This window comes from Lawsonibacter sp., assembly GCF_022777125.1.
In the GTDB taxonomy this organism is placed as follows: domain Bacteria; phylum Bacillota; class Clostridia; order Oscillospirales; family Oscillospiraceae; genus Lawsonibacter_A; species Lawsonibacter_A hominis.
Map to the genome: position 1 here is coordinate 1 of NZ_JALFGV010000147.1, position 15,435 is coordinate 15,435.

Annotated in this window: 14 protein-coding genes; 13 read left to right on the forward strand and 1 reads right to left on the reverse strand. The window is 60.7% G+C overall.

Annotation, left to right across the window (positions count from 1 at the left end; genetic code table 11):
- A partial coding sequence (locus MR825_RS14440) for an IS3 family transposase (protein ID WP_353845885.1) occupies positions 1-120 on the forward strand: 120 nt, incomplete at its 5' end.
- A gap of 88 nt (positions 121-208) precedes the next feature.
- On the opposite strand, the gene MR825_RS12055 is transcribed toward MR825_RS14440, so the two are convergent.
- Positions 209-1,129: a LysR family transcriptional regulator gene (locus MR825_RS12055; protein WP_186908470.1), complete on the reverse strand. Its 921-nt coding sequence runs from the start codon at positions 1,127-1,129 to the stop codon at positions 209-211.
- Between the two features lie 447 nt (positions 1,130-1,576).
- Here MR825_RS12055 and MR825_RS12060 point away from each other — a divergent pair, with 447 nt between their 5' ends.
- From MR825_RS12060 to MR825_RS12115, 12 genes are all read left to right on the forward strand, one after another.
- On the forward strand, positions 1,577-2,287 hold the full coding sequence (locus MR825_RS12060; protein WP_287880919.1) for a maleate cis-trans isomerase family protein: 711 nt from the start codon (positions 1,577-1,579) through the stop codon (positions 2,285-2,287).
- Between the two features lie 42 nt (positions 2,288-2,329).
- Positions 2,330-3,388, forward strand: coding sequence for an NAD/NADP octopine/nopaline dehydrogenase family protein (locus tag MR825_RS12065; RefSeq protein WP_186908472.1), 1,059 nt, complete (start codon positions 2,330-2,332; stop codon positions 3,386-3,388).
- A 39-nt stretch (positions 3,389-3,427) separates the two neighbouring features.
- Entirely contained in the window at positions 3,428-4,519 is a 1,092-nt protein-coding gene (locus MR825_RS12070) for a TRAP transporter substrate-binding protein (protein ID WP_186908473.1), read from the forward strand.
- A gap of 123 nt (positions 4,520-4,642) precedes the next feature.
- Positions 4,643-5,179: a TRAP transporter small permease gene (locus MR825_RS12075; RefSeq protein ID WP_186908474.1), complete on the forward strand. Its 537-nt coding sequence runs from the start codon at positions 4,643-4,645 to the stop codon at positions 5,177-5,179.
- Complete coding sequence (locus MR825_RS12080) at positions 5,179-6,447, forward strand: TRAP transporter large permease (RefSeq protein WP_287880922.1); 1,269 nt, start codon at positions 5,179-5,181, stop codon at positions 6,445-6,447. The genes MR825_RS12075 and MR825_RS12080 overlap by 1 nt, the downstream gene beginning before the upstream one ends.
- Before the next feature lie 142 nt (positions 6,448-6,589).
- Positions 6,590-8,008, forward strand: coding sequence for an MmgE/PrpD family protein (locus MR825_RS12085; protein WP_256176296.1), 1,419 nt, complete (start codon positions 6,590-6,592; stop codon positions 8,006-8,008).
- A 90-nt stretch (positions 8,009-8,098) separates the two neighbouring features.
- The gene (locus MR825_RS12090) at positions 8,099-8,551 is read left to right on the forward strand and encodes a RidA family protein (protein ID WP_186907468.1); all 453 of its coding nucleotides are present in this window, start codon (positions 8,099-8,101) and stop codon (positions 8,549-8,551) included.
- Positions 8,552-8,786: 235 nt separating this feature from the next.
- Positions 8,787-10,100, forward strand: a complete 1,314-nt coding sequence (locus MR825_RS12095; protein ID WP_287880925.1) for an aminotransferase class I/II-fold pyridoxal phosphate-dependent enzyme — start codon at positions 8,787-8,789, stop codon at positions 10,098-10,100.
- 52 nt (positions 10,101-10,152) lie between these two features.
- Entirely contained in the window at positions 10,153-10,476 is a 324-nt protein-coding gene (locus MR825_RS12100; RefSeq protein ID WP_186907470.1) for a cyclic-di-AMP receptor, read from the forward strand.
- Positions 10,476-11,459 carry an AAA family ATPase gene (locus MR825_RS12105; protein ID WP_287880928.1) on the forward strand — a complete coding sequence of 328 codons (984 nt, stop codon included), beginning with the start codon at positions 10,476-10,478 and terminating at the stop codon, positions 11,457-11,459. Before MR825_RS12100 ends, MR825_RS12105 begins: the two co-directional genes overlap by 1 nt.
- Before the next feature lie 39 nt (positions 11,460-11,498).
- The gene (ricT, locus tag MR825_RS14445; protein WP_352408636.1) at positions 11,499-12,770 is read left to right on the forward strand and encodes a PSP1 domain-containing protein; all 1,272 of its coding nucleotides are present in this window, start codon (positions 11,499-11,501) and stop codon (positions 12,768-12,770) included.
- A gap of 123 nt (positions 12,771-12,893) precedes the next feature.
- The coding region (locus MR825_RS12115; protein ID WP_287880930.1) for a translation factor GTPase family protein at positions 12,894-15,435 on the forward strand (2,542 nt) is incomplete at its 3' end.

Consider the following 15,435-nt stretch of genomic DNA (forward strand, 5'->3'; position numbering starts at 1 on the left):
AAACCGGCGGCTTTCTCTGAAGCCAACGAGAGGATTGACCGCTATATCCACTTTTACAACCATGAGCGCATTCAGCTAAAGACTGGAGAGGCGCCGCTTGCGCGGCGCCTCTCCACATAACACTCAATAGTTCCTGCCAGGGTCCCTTTTTGTACGGTCCGCACAACCTGGGGCAGTTCAGCTGTTCCCACGGACTCTTTTATGAAGTTCAATTGGAAAGGCTCAGCTGATTACTGTTCATAAAGCTGTTGATACAGTCGATGAAAGGCGGCGCCGCTGGATTGGGGTTGCCCTTCTTCCAAATCAGAGCGGCCCCATCCTCCAGAATTTCGTTTTGACTGCCCTCAAAATCCAGGGGAATAAAGCGCAGATCGTAATTACAGGAATCCTTGTGGAGCAGGAAATGGATGCTTACTCCCATGCCTGCGGCAATGAGCATGAACATAGTGCTCAAAGAGTTGGTTTCTTTCACAATTTTGGGCCGGAAGTTGCCTTTGGCACAGATCTCCTGGATACGGTTGACTGCGCGGCTGGAGTTGCGGTAAATGGAGAGAAAGCTTTCATCCCTGAGTTCGCTGATCCGTACCACGTCACGATTTGCCAGCGGATGGCTGGGTGGTACTACCAGCATCAAAGGGGAAGGGTAATATACCCGGGATTGAAAGCCCTTGGCGGGAACAGCGTAAGAAATCACCACCCCAAAATCCGCTTCTCCGGTGCTCACCGCATCCAGCAATTCCTCCGGGTTATAGCGCCGGATCGACAAGTTACACAGCGGATGGCGTCCGGTAAAATCATTGATGATCTGTGGGAGATAGCGATTCTCGTTTAAGTCTCCTATACCGATTGTTAAGCTGCCTGTGAGGGAAAGGCTGTCTTGCGGATTGTGGGAATTGAGGGCCTCGCATTGCCGGATAAAGTCCCGGCAGATTACGAGAAACTGTTCTCCTGCCTCCGTCAAACGAACGCTTCGGGTACTGCGGATAAACAGATGCACCTTGAGATCGTTTTCCAGGTTGGAGATGATTTTGCTCAGGCCGGGCTGAGAGATATAAAGGCGATTGGCCGCCGTGGTAAAATTCAGGCACTCGGCCACGGCAACGAAGCACTGTATTTCCTGAAGAAACATAACCGGACCCCTCCCATAGTCAAGCGGCGGCAAGGCTCATGATTGATTGTTATTATACCACATGGCGCAAGTTCGTCAAATGGGATTGCGCATCTTTGAGGAAAAGGTACTGGAAAATAGAGGACAAAAAGGAAGCGTAAGATACCGGATGGCGGACAGGTGAGTGATCCGGCAGACCAGAGCGCGCCCCCAAGCCAAGGGGGATGGAGAATGCTGAACCGGCAGGGGTAAACCGCTGGTTCACCTGGATGGAAGGGGGCGGCATCAGACCGCGGCACCCTTTGCCCCACGCCCGTCCTTACCGGACAAAGCGGATTAATAATTTGAAGGAATTAATCTGAACTCATGATTTCGTTTCATTATTTCTCTTTTCAATTGGAAGATGTTATGATGAACGTGCCGAACGGGATGCTGGATTTGTGCAAAGTGATAAGGAGGGGGTAAATCATGTATTGCGGCTGGCGGGCGAGGATCGGCTTGATCATGCCGGGAAACGGTACCAATCCAGAGTACGAGTTCCATAAATATGCGCCGGAGGGCGTAACAGTAATGACACAGAGAGTGCTTTTTGAGCGCGTAGACCCGGAAGGGCTCAGGGAAATGGGCGGTCGGATCGACAGCGCCGCCAAGCTTTTGGCAACCGCCCACCCGGATCTCGTACTGTTTGGGTGCACCAGCGGAAGCCTGATTGGGGGGTTCGGCTATGATCTGGAACTCATCAAACGGATGGAGGGCCAATGCGGTGCCAAGGCGCTGACCACCTCTTCGGCCGTTCTTATGGCGCTGAAAGCCTTGGGGGCCAAACGGGTCGTGGTCGCTACGCCTTATGTCGACAGGGTCAATGAAATTGAGAAAAAATTTCTGGAGGACAACGGTTTTGAGGTCCTGAACATCGAGGGCCTTCAAAACCTGGATCCGGACCTGATGCCGCGTACGCCTTTGCGGCAGATGTATCACTTGACCAAAGAGGTTCTGAACCCAGCGGCGGACGCCATTTTTGTCAGTTGCACGGGCTTGGGTATTGCCCATGGCATCAATATGATGGAACGGGATTTCGGCCTGCCGGTCGTTACGAGCAATCAAGCTTCTCTTTGGGGGGCGCTGCGCAGCTTGTCCATTAAGGACGATGTGGGTCTTGGAAAGCTGTTTACCCTGTAATGTGCGCAGCAAAACGTTAATTCGGATTTGGAGTGAATTGGAATGGCGCAGGTAGCAGTATTAGGAGGCGGAGGGACAGGCTGTTACATCGCGGCCGAGCTTACGCTGCGGGGATATTCAGTCAACCTGTATGAAGAGAAAGCCTACTGGAGCGAGAATATAGACGGCATACTCCGCAGAGGCGGGGTGAAGATGACCGGGCTGGGCCTCAATGGATTTGCCAAACTGACGCAGATTACGGACGATTTGGCCAAGGCGGTAGAAGGCGTGGAGTTGATCCTCGTCTCCATGGTAGCTTGGCGGCATAAAAAGCTGGCCCAGGAACTGAAACCCCTGGTGAGAAACGATACCGTTATCGTATTTTCTGCCGGCAACTTTGGCTCTATCGTGTTCAAGCAGGTATTTGGACCGGAATGCAAGGCAGTGGTGGGGGAGACGCTGGGCAATCTGTTTTCCTGCCGTATGTTGGGAGAGGGTGTGGGCATTGCCGCAGGGCGGTATCAGGCGAAGATGGTGGCGGCTTTCCCGGCCCGGGATAACAAAAGGCTGATGGAGCGTTTTTCGCAGTTCTATGACTGTGAAGAGGCTAAAAACGTCTTTGAAACCGCGCTCAACGCCCCCAATGTGGTTATCCACTTGGCTGGAGCGGTCCTGAACACCTGCGCGGTGGAACGCAACCCCAACTTCGCGCTGTATCAGGACGGCCTGTCTGCCGGCGTGCTTCGCTGCCAGAAAACGGTGGAGGCGGAAAAGAAGCGGATCATGGATGCCATGGGATACAAGATGGTGATCCATACGGAGCATATGGAACACGTTTCCCAGTATGATAAGTATCCGGAGCTGGACTGTTTCCGCAGTCTGGCAGGCCCCAGCAGCATGAAGCACCGCTATGTGGTGGAGGACGCCACCATCGGAGACTCCATTCTGATGCAGCTGGGAGAGCGGCTTGGCATCCCAACACCCACCGTACATGCGCTGGTCCAGGTCGCCGGTGCGATCAATGGGGAGAACTACTTTGCCAAGGGGCTGAAACTGTGGGATCTGGGGATCACCGGAAGCACCCCTGAGGAAATGAATGGATACTTGTTCACGGGAGATTAAGAAGGTATCATGGTAAAAGAAATAAAAGGAGGAACAAAAATGAAGAAGATCTCGAAAGCTGTTGCCCTGATCCTGACGCTTGCCCTCATGCTCACGATACTGGCCGCCTGCGGCGGCGGTACCACAACACAGTCCCAGGCTCCCCAGACCAGCGCACCCGAGACCGGAGCACCGGAAAGCAGTGCGCCCAGCGGCGCGGCGCAGGATCCGGTCACCCTTCAGTGGGCCTTCACCCCGCCCTCCGGAAGTATGGATGAGAAGTGGCATATGCACATCGGCGACCTGATCAGCGAGTACACCAGCGGCGCTGTGACCTATGAGTACTACCCCAACAGCACGTTGGGCAATGAGAAGGTGGCGCTGGAGGGCGTCCTTTCCGGTACGATCACACAGGCGTCGATTTCGCCCAACGTGATCGCAACGGTCCTGCCGGAGTTCAACATTCTGTGCCTGCCCTTCGCCTTCGATAGTTTGGAGCATTTCAACAAGGTGATTTCCTCCGACGAGTATTATGAAAAGATGAATGAGGTTGCCAATGCCGTCGGTCTGCAGTATCTGGGTGTAGATCTTGCGATTCCACGCAATATTTCCACAGATAAACCGGTGTACACTCCCGCTGACGCAAACGGGGAAGTCCTGCGCGTTATGGACGGCTCCATCTATACCGATATGATGGCCCTGTGGGGCTTCGGCAGTTCGGTTATCTCCTATGGCGAGGTTTATACGGCGCTGCAGCAGGGCGTCGTGGACGGCGTTGAGAACTCCAACGACGGCAATCTGACCATGAAATTCTACGAAGTCGTAGATTACACCACCAATACTTACCATGTCTATCACGGCCAGCACGCTGTGATGAATCTGGATGTCTGGAATTCTCTGACCAAGGAGACCCAGGAGTCTATCCGTCAGGCATGGAAGGACACCTATCCTGCCCTTTTGGAAGAACTGGTTCCTTACGTTCAGGAGGCTTCTGATTCGATTGCCGAGAAGGGCGTTACCATAATCGATCTGGACGAGGAGCAGCGCCAGGCCTGGATCGATGCCTCCCAGCCCTTGTATGAGAAGTACAGCGGCGTGATCGGCGAAGACTTCTATAACTGGTTTATGGAATTTGTGGACTCCATGCGGTAAGGGGTTGCGCAAGGGACAGCGATTAGGGCAGGAGCCGCCTTGCGGCGAACGAGAGGCTCCTGCCCCGGCCGCAACCAAGGCGGCAAAGGCCGCGCTTGGTTGACGCGAGGGGAGATGAGACATATGAACGCCTTGAAGAAGGCTTACCGCGTGTTTTCCACTGCGGAAAAGTATTTCCTGTTTGTGATCTTCTTTTTTGCCACGGTAATGGTGGTCGTTAATGTGCTGGGGCGGAAGCTGTTTGGCTTCAGCTTCAATTGGCTGGAAGAGCTCAACCGATACATCCTGGTGGTCTGCACCTTTATCGGCTCCGCCATTGCCACCAGTGACCGGCTCCACCCACGAATGGATATGGTCGTCGGAATGCTCAAGGGAAAGGCAAAGCTGGTTCTGGAACTGATTGCAGCGGTGGTCTTAACGATTTTCCTCGCCGTGATGACTTACTATGCCTTTGGACAGCTGGGCAAGATGCTCAAGATCAGTGCGATGACCGCTACTTTGCACGTACCGGTCTATGTGTTCTTTGCATTTATTCCGATCGGCTTCTGCGGTATGACGCTTCGCTCACTGATCCATACAATCCTAATGGTCGCGGACTTTCGCAGCTCCGGCAAAGCGGATGCGGATGTGACACGGTCCAAGGAAGGAGCTGAGAAGTAATGGCTGTCATTATTGGCTTTTTTGTCCTGCTGGTGATCGGCGTGCCCATCTATGCTGTGGTTATGATGTGCGCGGCCGGCGGCGTACTGATGTATACGCCCACCAGTTTGCTGGTCATTTCGCAGCAGCTGTTTACCGGTCTGGACTCCACAACGCTTTTGGCGGTACCCTTTTTTATCGTGGCAGGGACCATCGCCTCCCGCGGAAAGACATCCGAGAGCCTGGTCAAATGCATGAATGTGATTTTTGGGCGGCTGCCTGGCGGGCCGGTGATCGCGACCATCGCCACCTGCGCGTTCTTTGCCGCCATCAGCGGTTCCTCAATGGCCACGGTGGTGGCGGTAGGCAGCTTGATGATTCCGGCACTGAAGGAGCAGGGCTACCCGGAAGACATGAGCGTGGGCGCGGTCTGTTCCGGCGGTTCGCTGGGAATCCTGATCCCGCCCAGCGCGCCGATGGTCATGTTCTGTGTGGCTATGGGGACCTCGGTCGGCAAGCAGTTCATGGCCGGCTTTGTGCCCGGGATCCTGCTGGCGCTGGCCTGGTGTGTGTATGTGTTTGTCCGATGCTCTACCAAAAAGTTGGGTTCCCGTGTAAAGTACTCTGCCCGGGAGGCCGTCAAGATCTTTATGCAAGGCATCCCGGCGCTGATGTTCCCCCTCATTGTGCTGGGCTCCATTTACACGGGCTGGGCTACGCCTACCGAGGCGGCGGCCATCTCTACCGTTTACGTGCTGCTGATCGAGAAGTTCGTCTACCATACCCTGAAGCTGAAAGATATGGTGGGATACTTCTATAGGGGGATCGTACAGTCGGCATCTTTGCTGCTGATCATCGGCACGGCCACTGCCCTGAGCTACCTGATCACCGTCAAGCAGATTCCGGCCCTGGTGGTGGAGGTGATCTCCGGCATGGTCAGCTCCCAGTTCATGCTGGTTTTGGTGGTTATGATCATCCTGTTCATCGCAGGTTGCTTTATGGATACCATTGCACTCATCGTCATCCTGGCGCCTATCCTGGTCCCCCTGCTGAATATGTACAATGTGGATCTGATCCACTTCGGCATCATGGCGATCCTGGCCTCTCAGATCGGCTATATCTCACCGCCCTTTGGGACCAATCTGTTTGTTACCATGCAGGTGTCGGGGAAATCCTTCGGATTTGTGGCAAAATCCATCGTACCCTACATCATCATCCTGATTGCCATGACCCTGTTCATTTGTTTTGTACCTCAGATATCCCTGTTCCTACCCGGCTTGATGAAATGACAGGCCTGTTTGTGCAGTGAGCGTTTGAAGCAGGAGATAGGTCGGCTCGTCCCTGTGGGAAGCAGGCCTGGATGTAGCGGAGATGACCAAGCCTCTGCACCGCTGAGACCAAAAAATCATTTTTTAGGAGGAAGGTGAAGACATGGGCTTCCGTGTCAACGCAGATCAGATCAAAACAAATTATACCGATACCCTCTCCCGGTTTACGGCCGATCTGAAGTATGAGGATATTCCCGCCGAAGTACGGGAACGGGCCAAATTCATCGCAATGCAGACGGTGGGCGTGGGGCTGGCCACGAAGGGCACCCCCATCGCTGATCGCAGTGTAGCGCTGGGCAAGTTTACCGGCGGCGCAGTCAGCGAGGGCGGAGCCACCCTTTGGACCACGGGGTGCAAGTCCTCTGTAGTGGGCGCTGCCTTCTGCAACAGCACTCTGGCCGACGCGCTGGACTGGGAGGACTGTTCCTGGACCGGACATCCGTCCGCCAGCATCATTCCTGTGGCCTTTGCCGTGGCAGAGGCCGAACATAAGAGCGGAAAGGATTACATCACTGCCATCGTGGCGGCCTATGAGGTTTATCAGCGCATTGCCATGGCGGTACAGCCCCCGGAAAATTGGCCAAACTACAAAGGCTGGGGATTGACTTCCTGGCAGATTTTCGCCGGGGTGATCCCTGCCGCCAAGCTCTATGGACTGAATGCCGAGCAGGTCAATCAGGCCATCGGTTTTGGCGCCACCAACTGCACCATTCCAGGTCAGCTCCACCACATCACCATGTCGGACGCGTACCACTACGAGCATGGCTACCGCTCGATGGACGGAGTAGTCAGCGCGATGAACGCAAAGCTGGGAATTTCCAATTATATGGACGCCCTGGACGATCCTTGGAGCTTTGAAAATCATATGTGCGTCTCACCCTTCCCTGAGTGGTACACCAAGGACTTGGGCAAACGCTGGCTGACCATGGAAACTCTGCTGAAGCACTGGCCGGCCAATATGTGGATTCAGACGCCTCTGGAGTTGACGGACAGGCTGCTGACCGAGCATGATATCAAAAAAGACGATATCGCAGAAATCATTGTTGATCCGCCTACGTATCTGCGTATGTACTACTCTCCTGATGGCTATTCCTCCATGATGCAGGCACAGTTCAGCATCCCTTACATGCTGGCCTGCCTGATCCTGGATCATACCCCGGGTGCCAACTGGTGTGACGAGACCAAACTGAAAGATTCGGAAATCCTTGCGCTGGCCGCCAAGATCCACGGCGGAAACAGTGACATGCTCTATATGCCGCAGTGTTTCAAAAACTTCCAAAAGGGACGCCATCCCGTCATTACCGTTACCATCAAGACCTTCAGCGGCAAGGAATATTCCGAGACGATGGAGGGCCACCTGGGTCATCCGCGGATGATGATGACGCCCGAGCAATTCAAAGACCGCTTCCGTATCCAGGCGGCACCCACGCTCAGAGGAGACAAGTTGGAGCAGGTTGCTGACCTTCTGGCCAATGTGGAGCGCTGCGACGATATGGCTAAGGTGGGCGAGCTGCTGCGCTGAGACATACAATAGCGCCAGAAAATACGCACAGCGCGTTTCGTGGGCGCTTGCGGCATGAAACGCCACAGACTTGAAAATGGAGGTTCTACAATGGAAAGCGAGATCAAGAAATACGGTTGTTTTGTCAAGGGCGTGGAACAGAAGTATCCCAACGTTGCGCCCGGCACCCCCATCTACGCCAACGCCGTGGTGGTGGACAACATCGTGTATGTGTCGGGGATGACCGCCCAGAAGTTTGAGGACGGCAGCTGCACCACCAACACCATGCAGGATCAGATGTGGGTGGCCCTGAGCAAGATGAAGCAGGTCTTGGAGGAGGCGGGCAGCTGCCTGGAGAACGTGTTCAAAACGTTTATCATGCTCAAGGACATCAAGGATTACCCGGTCATGCGCGCCACGGAGCTGAAGTTCTATCAGGAATACGCCCCCGAGCTGGCGGAGCATCCCGCCGCCAGCACCATCCTGCAGGCGGGCTGCCTGGCCCGTCCGGAATTCCTGGTGGAAATCGAGTGTATGGCCGTGCTGAACAGGAAAAAGGACTGACCGAAAAAGAGAGCGCTGCTTTACTGCGCGACAGGCGCTCGCCGTCCCGGAGACGGCAAAACAGATTTGCCCCGCCGCCGGAACGGGCCCTTGCCGTTTCGGCAGCCTCCAGCCGCTCAGGACCATGGTCCTGAGCGGCTGTTTTTGCAGGAAGGGCGCAGTGCGCTCTTGTGGTGGGGACGGTTTTCTGCTATACTCATTTTAATTCGAGCCTTTGCAGTCAGGAGGGACGCCCATGGGGCCTACGCCGCTGTATGACGCCCTGCGGGCGTTTGCCGGGCAGGACGCCCTGCGTATGCACATGCCGGGGCATAAGGGCAAGCCCCTGCCCGCGCCGGAGCTGGCGGGGCTGGCGGCGCTGGATGTTACGGAACTGGGGCCCACCGGCGATCTGTTTGCAGGCGGCGGGCCCATCGGCGCGGCGGAAGCGCTGTGGGCGGCCCGGTTCCGGCTGCCCAACTGCCTGTTCCTCACCGGCGGCTCCACCCAGGGGGTGCTCTGCGCCCTGACCCTGGCCTGCGCGCCGGGGGAGGGCGTGCTGCTGGACCGGGACAGCCACCGTTCGGCCTATAACGCGCTGGCGCTGCTGGACCTGCGCCCCGTCTGGCTGGAGCGGCCCTGGCTGGAGGGGCCCGGCGCGGCGGGCCCGGTGACGCCGGCTGCGGTGGACGCGGCCCTTGCCGCCCACCCGGAGGTGCGCGCGGTGTTTCTTACCAGTCCCACCTACTACGGCGTGTGCTCCGACCTGCCCGCCCTGGCGGCGGCGGCCCACGCCCGGGGCTGCGTGCTGGTGGTGGATGCGGCCCACGGGGCCCATCTCCCTTTTTTGGGAGACTGGGATCTTTCCGCCGCGGACCTGGCGGTGGTCTCCGCCCACAAGACGCTGCCCGCGCCGGGACAGACCGCCCTGCTGTTTTCTTCGGACCGCTTCCCGCAGCAGGCGCTGCGCCGGGCGGCGGCGCTTTACGGCAGTTCCAGCCCGTCTTACGTGTTCCTGGCCGCGCTGGACGTGTGCCGGGCCTGGATGGAGGAGACGGGGGAGCGGGCCTATCGGAAGACGGCGGCTGCGGTGGAGCGCCTGCGCGCCCGCTATCCCGCCCTGCGCCCGTCCGACGCACCGCTGGATCCGTGCCGCTTCGTGCTGTGTACCCCGGACGGCCTTGCCACCCGGGCCCGGCTGGAGGAAGCGGGGATCTATGTGGAGCTGGCCGACCGGGGCCATATCCTGTGTATCCTCACGTGCATGGATACGCCGGAGGACCTCGCACGCCTGACCGCGGCGCTGGACACGCTGCCGGCCGGCCGCCGGCGTCTGCCCCCGCCGCCCCCTCCGCCGGAGGCGGTCCTGACGCCCCGGCAGGCCCTGTTCGCCCGCCGGGAAACGCTGCCCCTGCACGCCGCCGCCGGGCGGGTTTGCGCCCAGCACCTGGCCCCCTATCCGCCCGGGATACCCATCGTGGCCCCGGGAGAGCGGATCGAGAAAAAAACTGTCGCATATTTCGAGCGAATCGGTTATAATATGGTAGAAGATATCCAGGTCGTCCACTGATGCGTGTGTGTACATTGTTCGGAGGGCCGTCTTCCGCCAAGGAGGGATAACAATGAAACTGATCCTTGCCATCATCAACCATGACGACGCCAACACCGTCACCCAGGCCCTCACCAAGAAGGGGTTCTCCTCCACTAAGCTGGCGACCACCGGCGGCTTCCTCATGGCCGGGAACGTCACGATCCTGGTGGGCGTGGACGAGGAAAAGGTCCAGTCCGTCATCGATATCATCCGGGAGCACTCCCACAGCCGCAAGCAGATGATCCCGACCACCACCGAGATGAGCTACGGGTACTATCCCAGCATGCCCGTGGAGGTCGTGGTGGGCGGGGCCACCATCTTCGTGGTGGATATCGAGCGCTTCGAGCGGGTCTGATGGACCTGTCACGGCTGGCGGGCAACGCCCCTCTGAAGCGGCAGCTGGAGCTGGAAACCGCCCGGCGGGGCCTGTCCCACGCGTACATTCTCAGCGGGCAGCGGGGCTCGGGGCGGCATACCCTGGCCCGGCTGCTCTGCGCTGCGCTGGTCTGCACCGGAGCGGGGGAGCGCCCGTGCCGGAACTGCACCCCCTGCCGCAAGGTGCAGCAGGGGATCCACCCGGACGTGCGCTGGGTGGGGGATGACGGGAAGGATATTACGGTAGGACAGGTGCGCGCGCTGCGCAGCGATGCGTATATCCGGCCCAACGAGGCGCAGCGCAAGGTCTATGTCATCGAAAATGCCCAGACGATGAACGCCAGCGCCCAGAACGCCATGCTCAAGCTGCTGGAAGAGGGGCCGGCCTATGCCGCCTTTCTGCTGCTTACCGATAATGCCGCCGCGCTGCTGCCTACGGTGCGCTCGCGCTGCGAGGTCCTGGCCCTCTCGCCCGTCACGCAGGAGCAGGCGCTTTCCTGGCTGCGGGAGGCGTACCCGGACCGGCCCGCAGCCCAGCTGCAGGCGCTGGCCGGGCGGTGCGAGGGCCTGCTGGGCCGGGCCGTGGCGGAGCTGGAGGGCGTGCAGGCGGAGGACGAGGCCGTGACGGATACGGCGCTGGCCCTGCTGGAGCGGTTCGCCCAGCGGGATGAACGGGGCCTGCTGGAGCTGTGCGTCGGGCTGGAAAAGTGGGACCGGGACAAGCTGTGCGCCCTGCTGGAAGAGAGCGTGCAGCTGCTGCGCTGTGCTCTGTGCTGCGCCGTGGGCCGCACCGACGAGACCGACGCACGCAGGCAGGCCGCCGCGCGGCAGGCCGCCGGCGCGCGCAGCGCCCGGGAGCTGACGGCGGCGGTGGACAAGCTGGAGCGGCTGCGTACCGCCTGCGGCTTCCATGTGGGCGCGGGGCACCTGGCTGGCTGGATGGCTGCCGCGCTGTTTTCCTGATTTACTACGGGCGCGCCGCGCCCGGTTCGGAGGAACGCTATGACCGAGATCATCGGCGTCCGCTTTAAGAGCGGAGGCAAGCAATATTACTTCGACCCCAAGGGCGTTGCAGTGCAGAGCGGCCAGGGGGTCATCATCGAGACCTCCCGGGGCCTGGAGTACGGAGAGTGCTCGCAGAGCAACACCATGGTGGAGGACGAGGCGGTGGTGCAGCCCCTGCGGGAGCTGGTGCGCATCGCGACCGACAAAGACCTGGAGACGGTGCGCCGCAACCGGGAGAAGGAAGAAAAAGCCTTCCTCATCTGCCAGGAGAAGATCGCCCAGCACGGTCTGGATATGAAGCTGGTAGAGGTGGAGTACAACTTCGAGGGGAACAAGATCCTCTTTTTCTTCACCAGCGAGGGCCGGGTGGATTTCCGCGCCCTGGTGAAGGACCTGGCCGGGGTCTTTCACTCCCGCATCGAGCTGCGGCAGATCGGCGTGCGGGACGAGGCCAAAATGCTGGGCGGGCTGGGCATCTGCGGAAAGCCCTTCTGCTGCGCGACCTTCCTGGATGAGTTCCAGCCCGTATCCATCAAAATGGCCAAGACCCAGAACCTCTCCCTGAACCCCACGAAGATCTCCGGCACCTGCGGGCGGCTGATGTGCTGCCTGAAATACGAGCAGGAGGCCTACGAGGACGCGGTCAAGCGCATGCCTAAGAATGAATCCTTCGTGGAGACCCCGGAGGGGGTGGGGACGGTGTCCCAGGTGAACCTGCTGCGGGAACAGGTGAAGGTCCGCCTGGAGGATGCGCCGGATTCCCCCAAGTGCTTCCATAACTGTGAGATCTGCGTGGTGCGCAACGGCAAAGGAAAACGGCCGGAGGGCTATGTGGCCCCACCCCCGGAGGAGCTGGCCAAGCTGCGCAAGGTGACCCCGGCGGAGGAGCCCAAACGCCTTTCCGATACGCTGGATGCAGCCCTGTCCAGCCTGGGCGTGAACGCCCCCGCCGCGCCGGAGCAGCAGGAGCACAGCGGAGAGGCACGCCCCCGCCGCCGCGGGCGGGGAAAAGGGGGCGGCAGGAGCAACGCGGCCGAGGCCCCGGCCAGGCACCCGGAACAGGCTGCGCCCCAGACGGCCAAGCCTCCAAAGCCGGCCCGGGAGAAGAAGCCCCAGAGTCCCAAGGAACGCCCCGCCCCTCAGCAGGCTCATCCCGCTGAACCGGGGGAGAACGCGGGCGGCGAGGAGAAAAAGCAGCGCCGGCCCCGCCGCCGCTACCGGGGCAAGCCCAAGGGGGAACGGCCCCAGCCGCCCGCCCAGGGCGAATGAGATCACAGCGCCGCCCGACTAACGCCGGGCGGCGCTGTTTTTGACGGGGCCGCGGGGACAATTGATTCCCCCGACGGGACATGATATAGTAAGAAAGAGCCTTTGAAGACGGAGCGATCGGCTATGAAGAAATTGGCGGTGGGTATTCTGGCCCACGTGGACGCGGGAAAGACCACCCTCACCGAGGGGCTGCTCTACCGCGGCGGACAACTGAAAAAGCTGGGCCGGGTGGACCACCGGGACGCCTTTTTGGACACCGGGGCGCTGGAGCGGGAGCGGGGCATCACGATCTTTTCCAAGCAGGCCAGGCTCCCCCTGCCCGGGGCAGAGGTCACCCTTGTGGACACGCCGGGGCACGTGGATTTTTCCAGTGAGATGGAGCGCACGCTCCAGGTGCTGGATTACGCGGTCCTGGTCGTCAGCGGGACGGACGGCGTGCAGGGGCACACCCGCACTCTTTGGCGGCTGCTGGAACAGTACCGCATTCCCGCCTTCCTGTTTATCAACAAGATGGATCTGCCCGGCGCGGACCGCGGCGCTGTGCTGGAGCAGCTGCGGACGCAGCTGGGCGAGGGATGCGTGGACTTCGGCCAGCCGGAGGCCGCGCTTTGGGAGCAGGTCGCGCTGTGCGGGGAGGAGGCGCTGGAGCGCTATCTGGAGCAGGGAAAGCTCAGCCACCGGGACGCGGCGGAGCTGATCCGCCGGCGCAGGCTGTTTCCCTGCCTGTTTGGCTCGGCCCTGCGTCTGGAGGGGGTGGACGCGCTGCTGGAGGTGCTGGAACGGGATACCCTTGCGCCCGTGTACGGCCCGGATTTCGGCGCGCGGGTCTATAAGATCGCCCGGGACAGCCAGGGGGGGCGGCTGACCTGGCTGAAGGTGACGGGCGGGACGCTGCGGGTGAAGGACCTGGTGACCAACCGGCGGGCCGGACTGCCGGAGGATCGGGTGTGGTCGGAGAAGGTGGATCAGATCCGGTTCTACTCCGGAGAGAAATACCGTCTGGCGGAGCAGGCCCCGGCGGGGAGCGTGTGCGCCGTTACCGGATTGAGCCGCACGCTGCCCGGCGAGGGGCTGGGGGCGGAGCGGACGGCGCCCGCGCCCCAGCTGGAGCCGGTGCTCACCTATCAGGTGATCTTGGAGGAAGGGGCCGATCTTCACGCCGCCCTGGACAAGCTGCGCCAGCTCCAGGAGGAGGACCCCCAGCTGCACATCGTCTGGAACCGTTCGCTGCGGCAGATCCACGTTCAGCTTATGGGCGAGGTCCAGCTGGAGGTGCTGCAGCGCCTGATCGCCGACCGGTTTGGCCTGGCGGTCTCCTTCGGTCCCGGAAGCATTGTCTACCGGGAGACCATCGCCGCGCCGGTGGAGGGGGTGGGCCATTACGAGCCCCTGCGCCATTATGCGGAGGTCCATCTGCTGCTGGAGCCGCTGGAGCGGGGGAGCGGACTGCAATTTGCCGCCGACTGCCCCGAAGACCGGCTGGAGCGGGGCTGGCAGCGGCTGATCCTGACCCATCTGGAGGAAAAGGAGCACCTGGGCGTGCTCACCGGCTCGCCCATCACCGACCTGCGCATTACTTTGGTAGACGGGCGGGCCCACGAAAAACATACCGAGGGGGGCGACTTCCGCCAGGCCACTTATCGGGCGGTGCGCCAGGGCCTGATGGAGGCGGAGAGCGTTCTGCTGGAGCCCTGGTACGACTTTCGCCTGGAGGTGCCCCAGGCGTGCGTGGGCCGGGCCATGCACGATCTGCAGCGCATGGGCGGCAGGACGCAGCCGCCCGAGACCGGGGGGGAGTCGGTGCTGCTGACCGGGGCGGCGCCGGTAGCCGCCCTGCGGGACTATGCCCGGGAGGTGGCCGCCTATACCCGGGGGAGCGGACGGCTGCTGTGTGCGCTGCGGGGGTACGAGCCCTGCCGGGAGCAGGCGGCCGCCGTGAGGGCGCGGGAGTATGACCCCCTCCGGGATCTGGACAACCCTGCGGATTCCATTTTCTGCGCCCATGGAGCGGGTTTCAGCGTGCCCTGGGACCAGGTGAAGGCCCGGATGCATGTGGACAGCGGCCTGCGCCTGGGCACGGAGGAGCCGGACGGGCGGGAAGCGGAGCAGCCCGCCCGCCGGGGCGGGAGCTACGCCGCCGGAGCGGCGCTGGACCAGGAGCTTCAGGCCATTTTCGAGCGGACCTACGGCCCCGTGAAGCGGCGCCCCATCCCGCCGCCGGCCCGGCCCCGGACGGAGAGCCGGCAGGAAAAGCGCAGTGTGCCGTCCCGGCCGGAGGAGCCGGAATACCTGCTGGTGGACGGATACAATATCATCTTTGCCTGGGATGAGCTCAAGGATGCGGCACATGCCAGCCTGGACGCGGCCCGGCAGCTGCTGATGGATCTTTTGAGCAATTATCAGGGGTTCCGCAGCTGCGTGGTGATCCTGGTGTTCGACGCGTATAAGGTCCCCCGCGCCACCCAGGACGTGAGCCGGTATCATAACATCTACGTGGTATATACCAAACAGGCGGAGACGGCGGACGCCTACATTGAGAAGGCTACCTACGAGCTGGGCAGGTACCATCGGGTGCGGGTGGCCACCTCGGACGGAACCGAACAGCTCATCATCCTGGGCCATGGGGCCCTGAGGCTGTCCGCCCGGGCGTTCCGGGCGGAGGTGG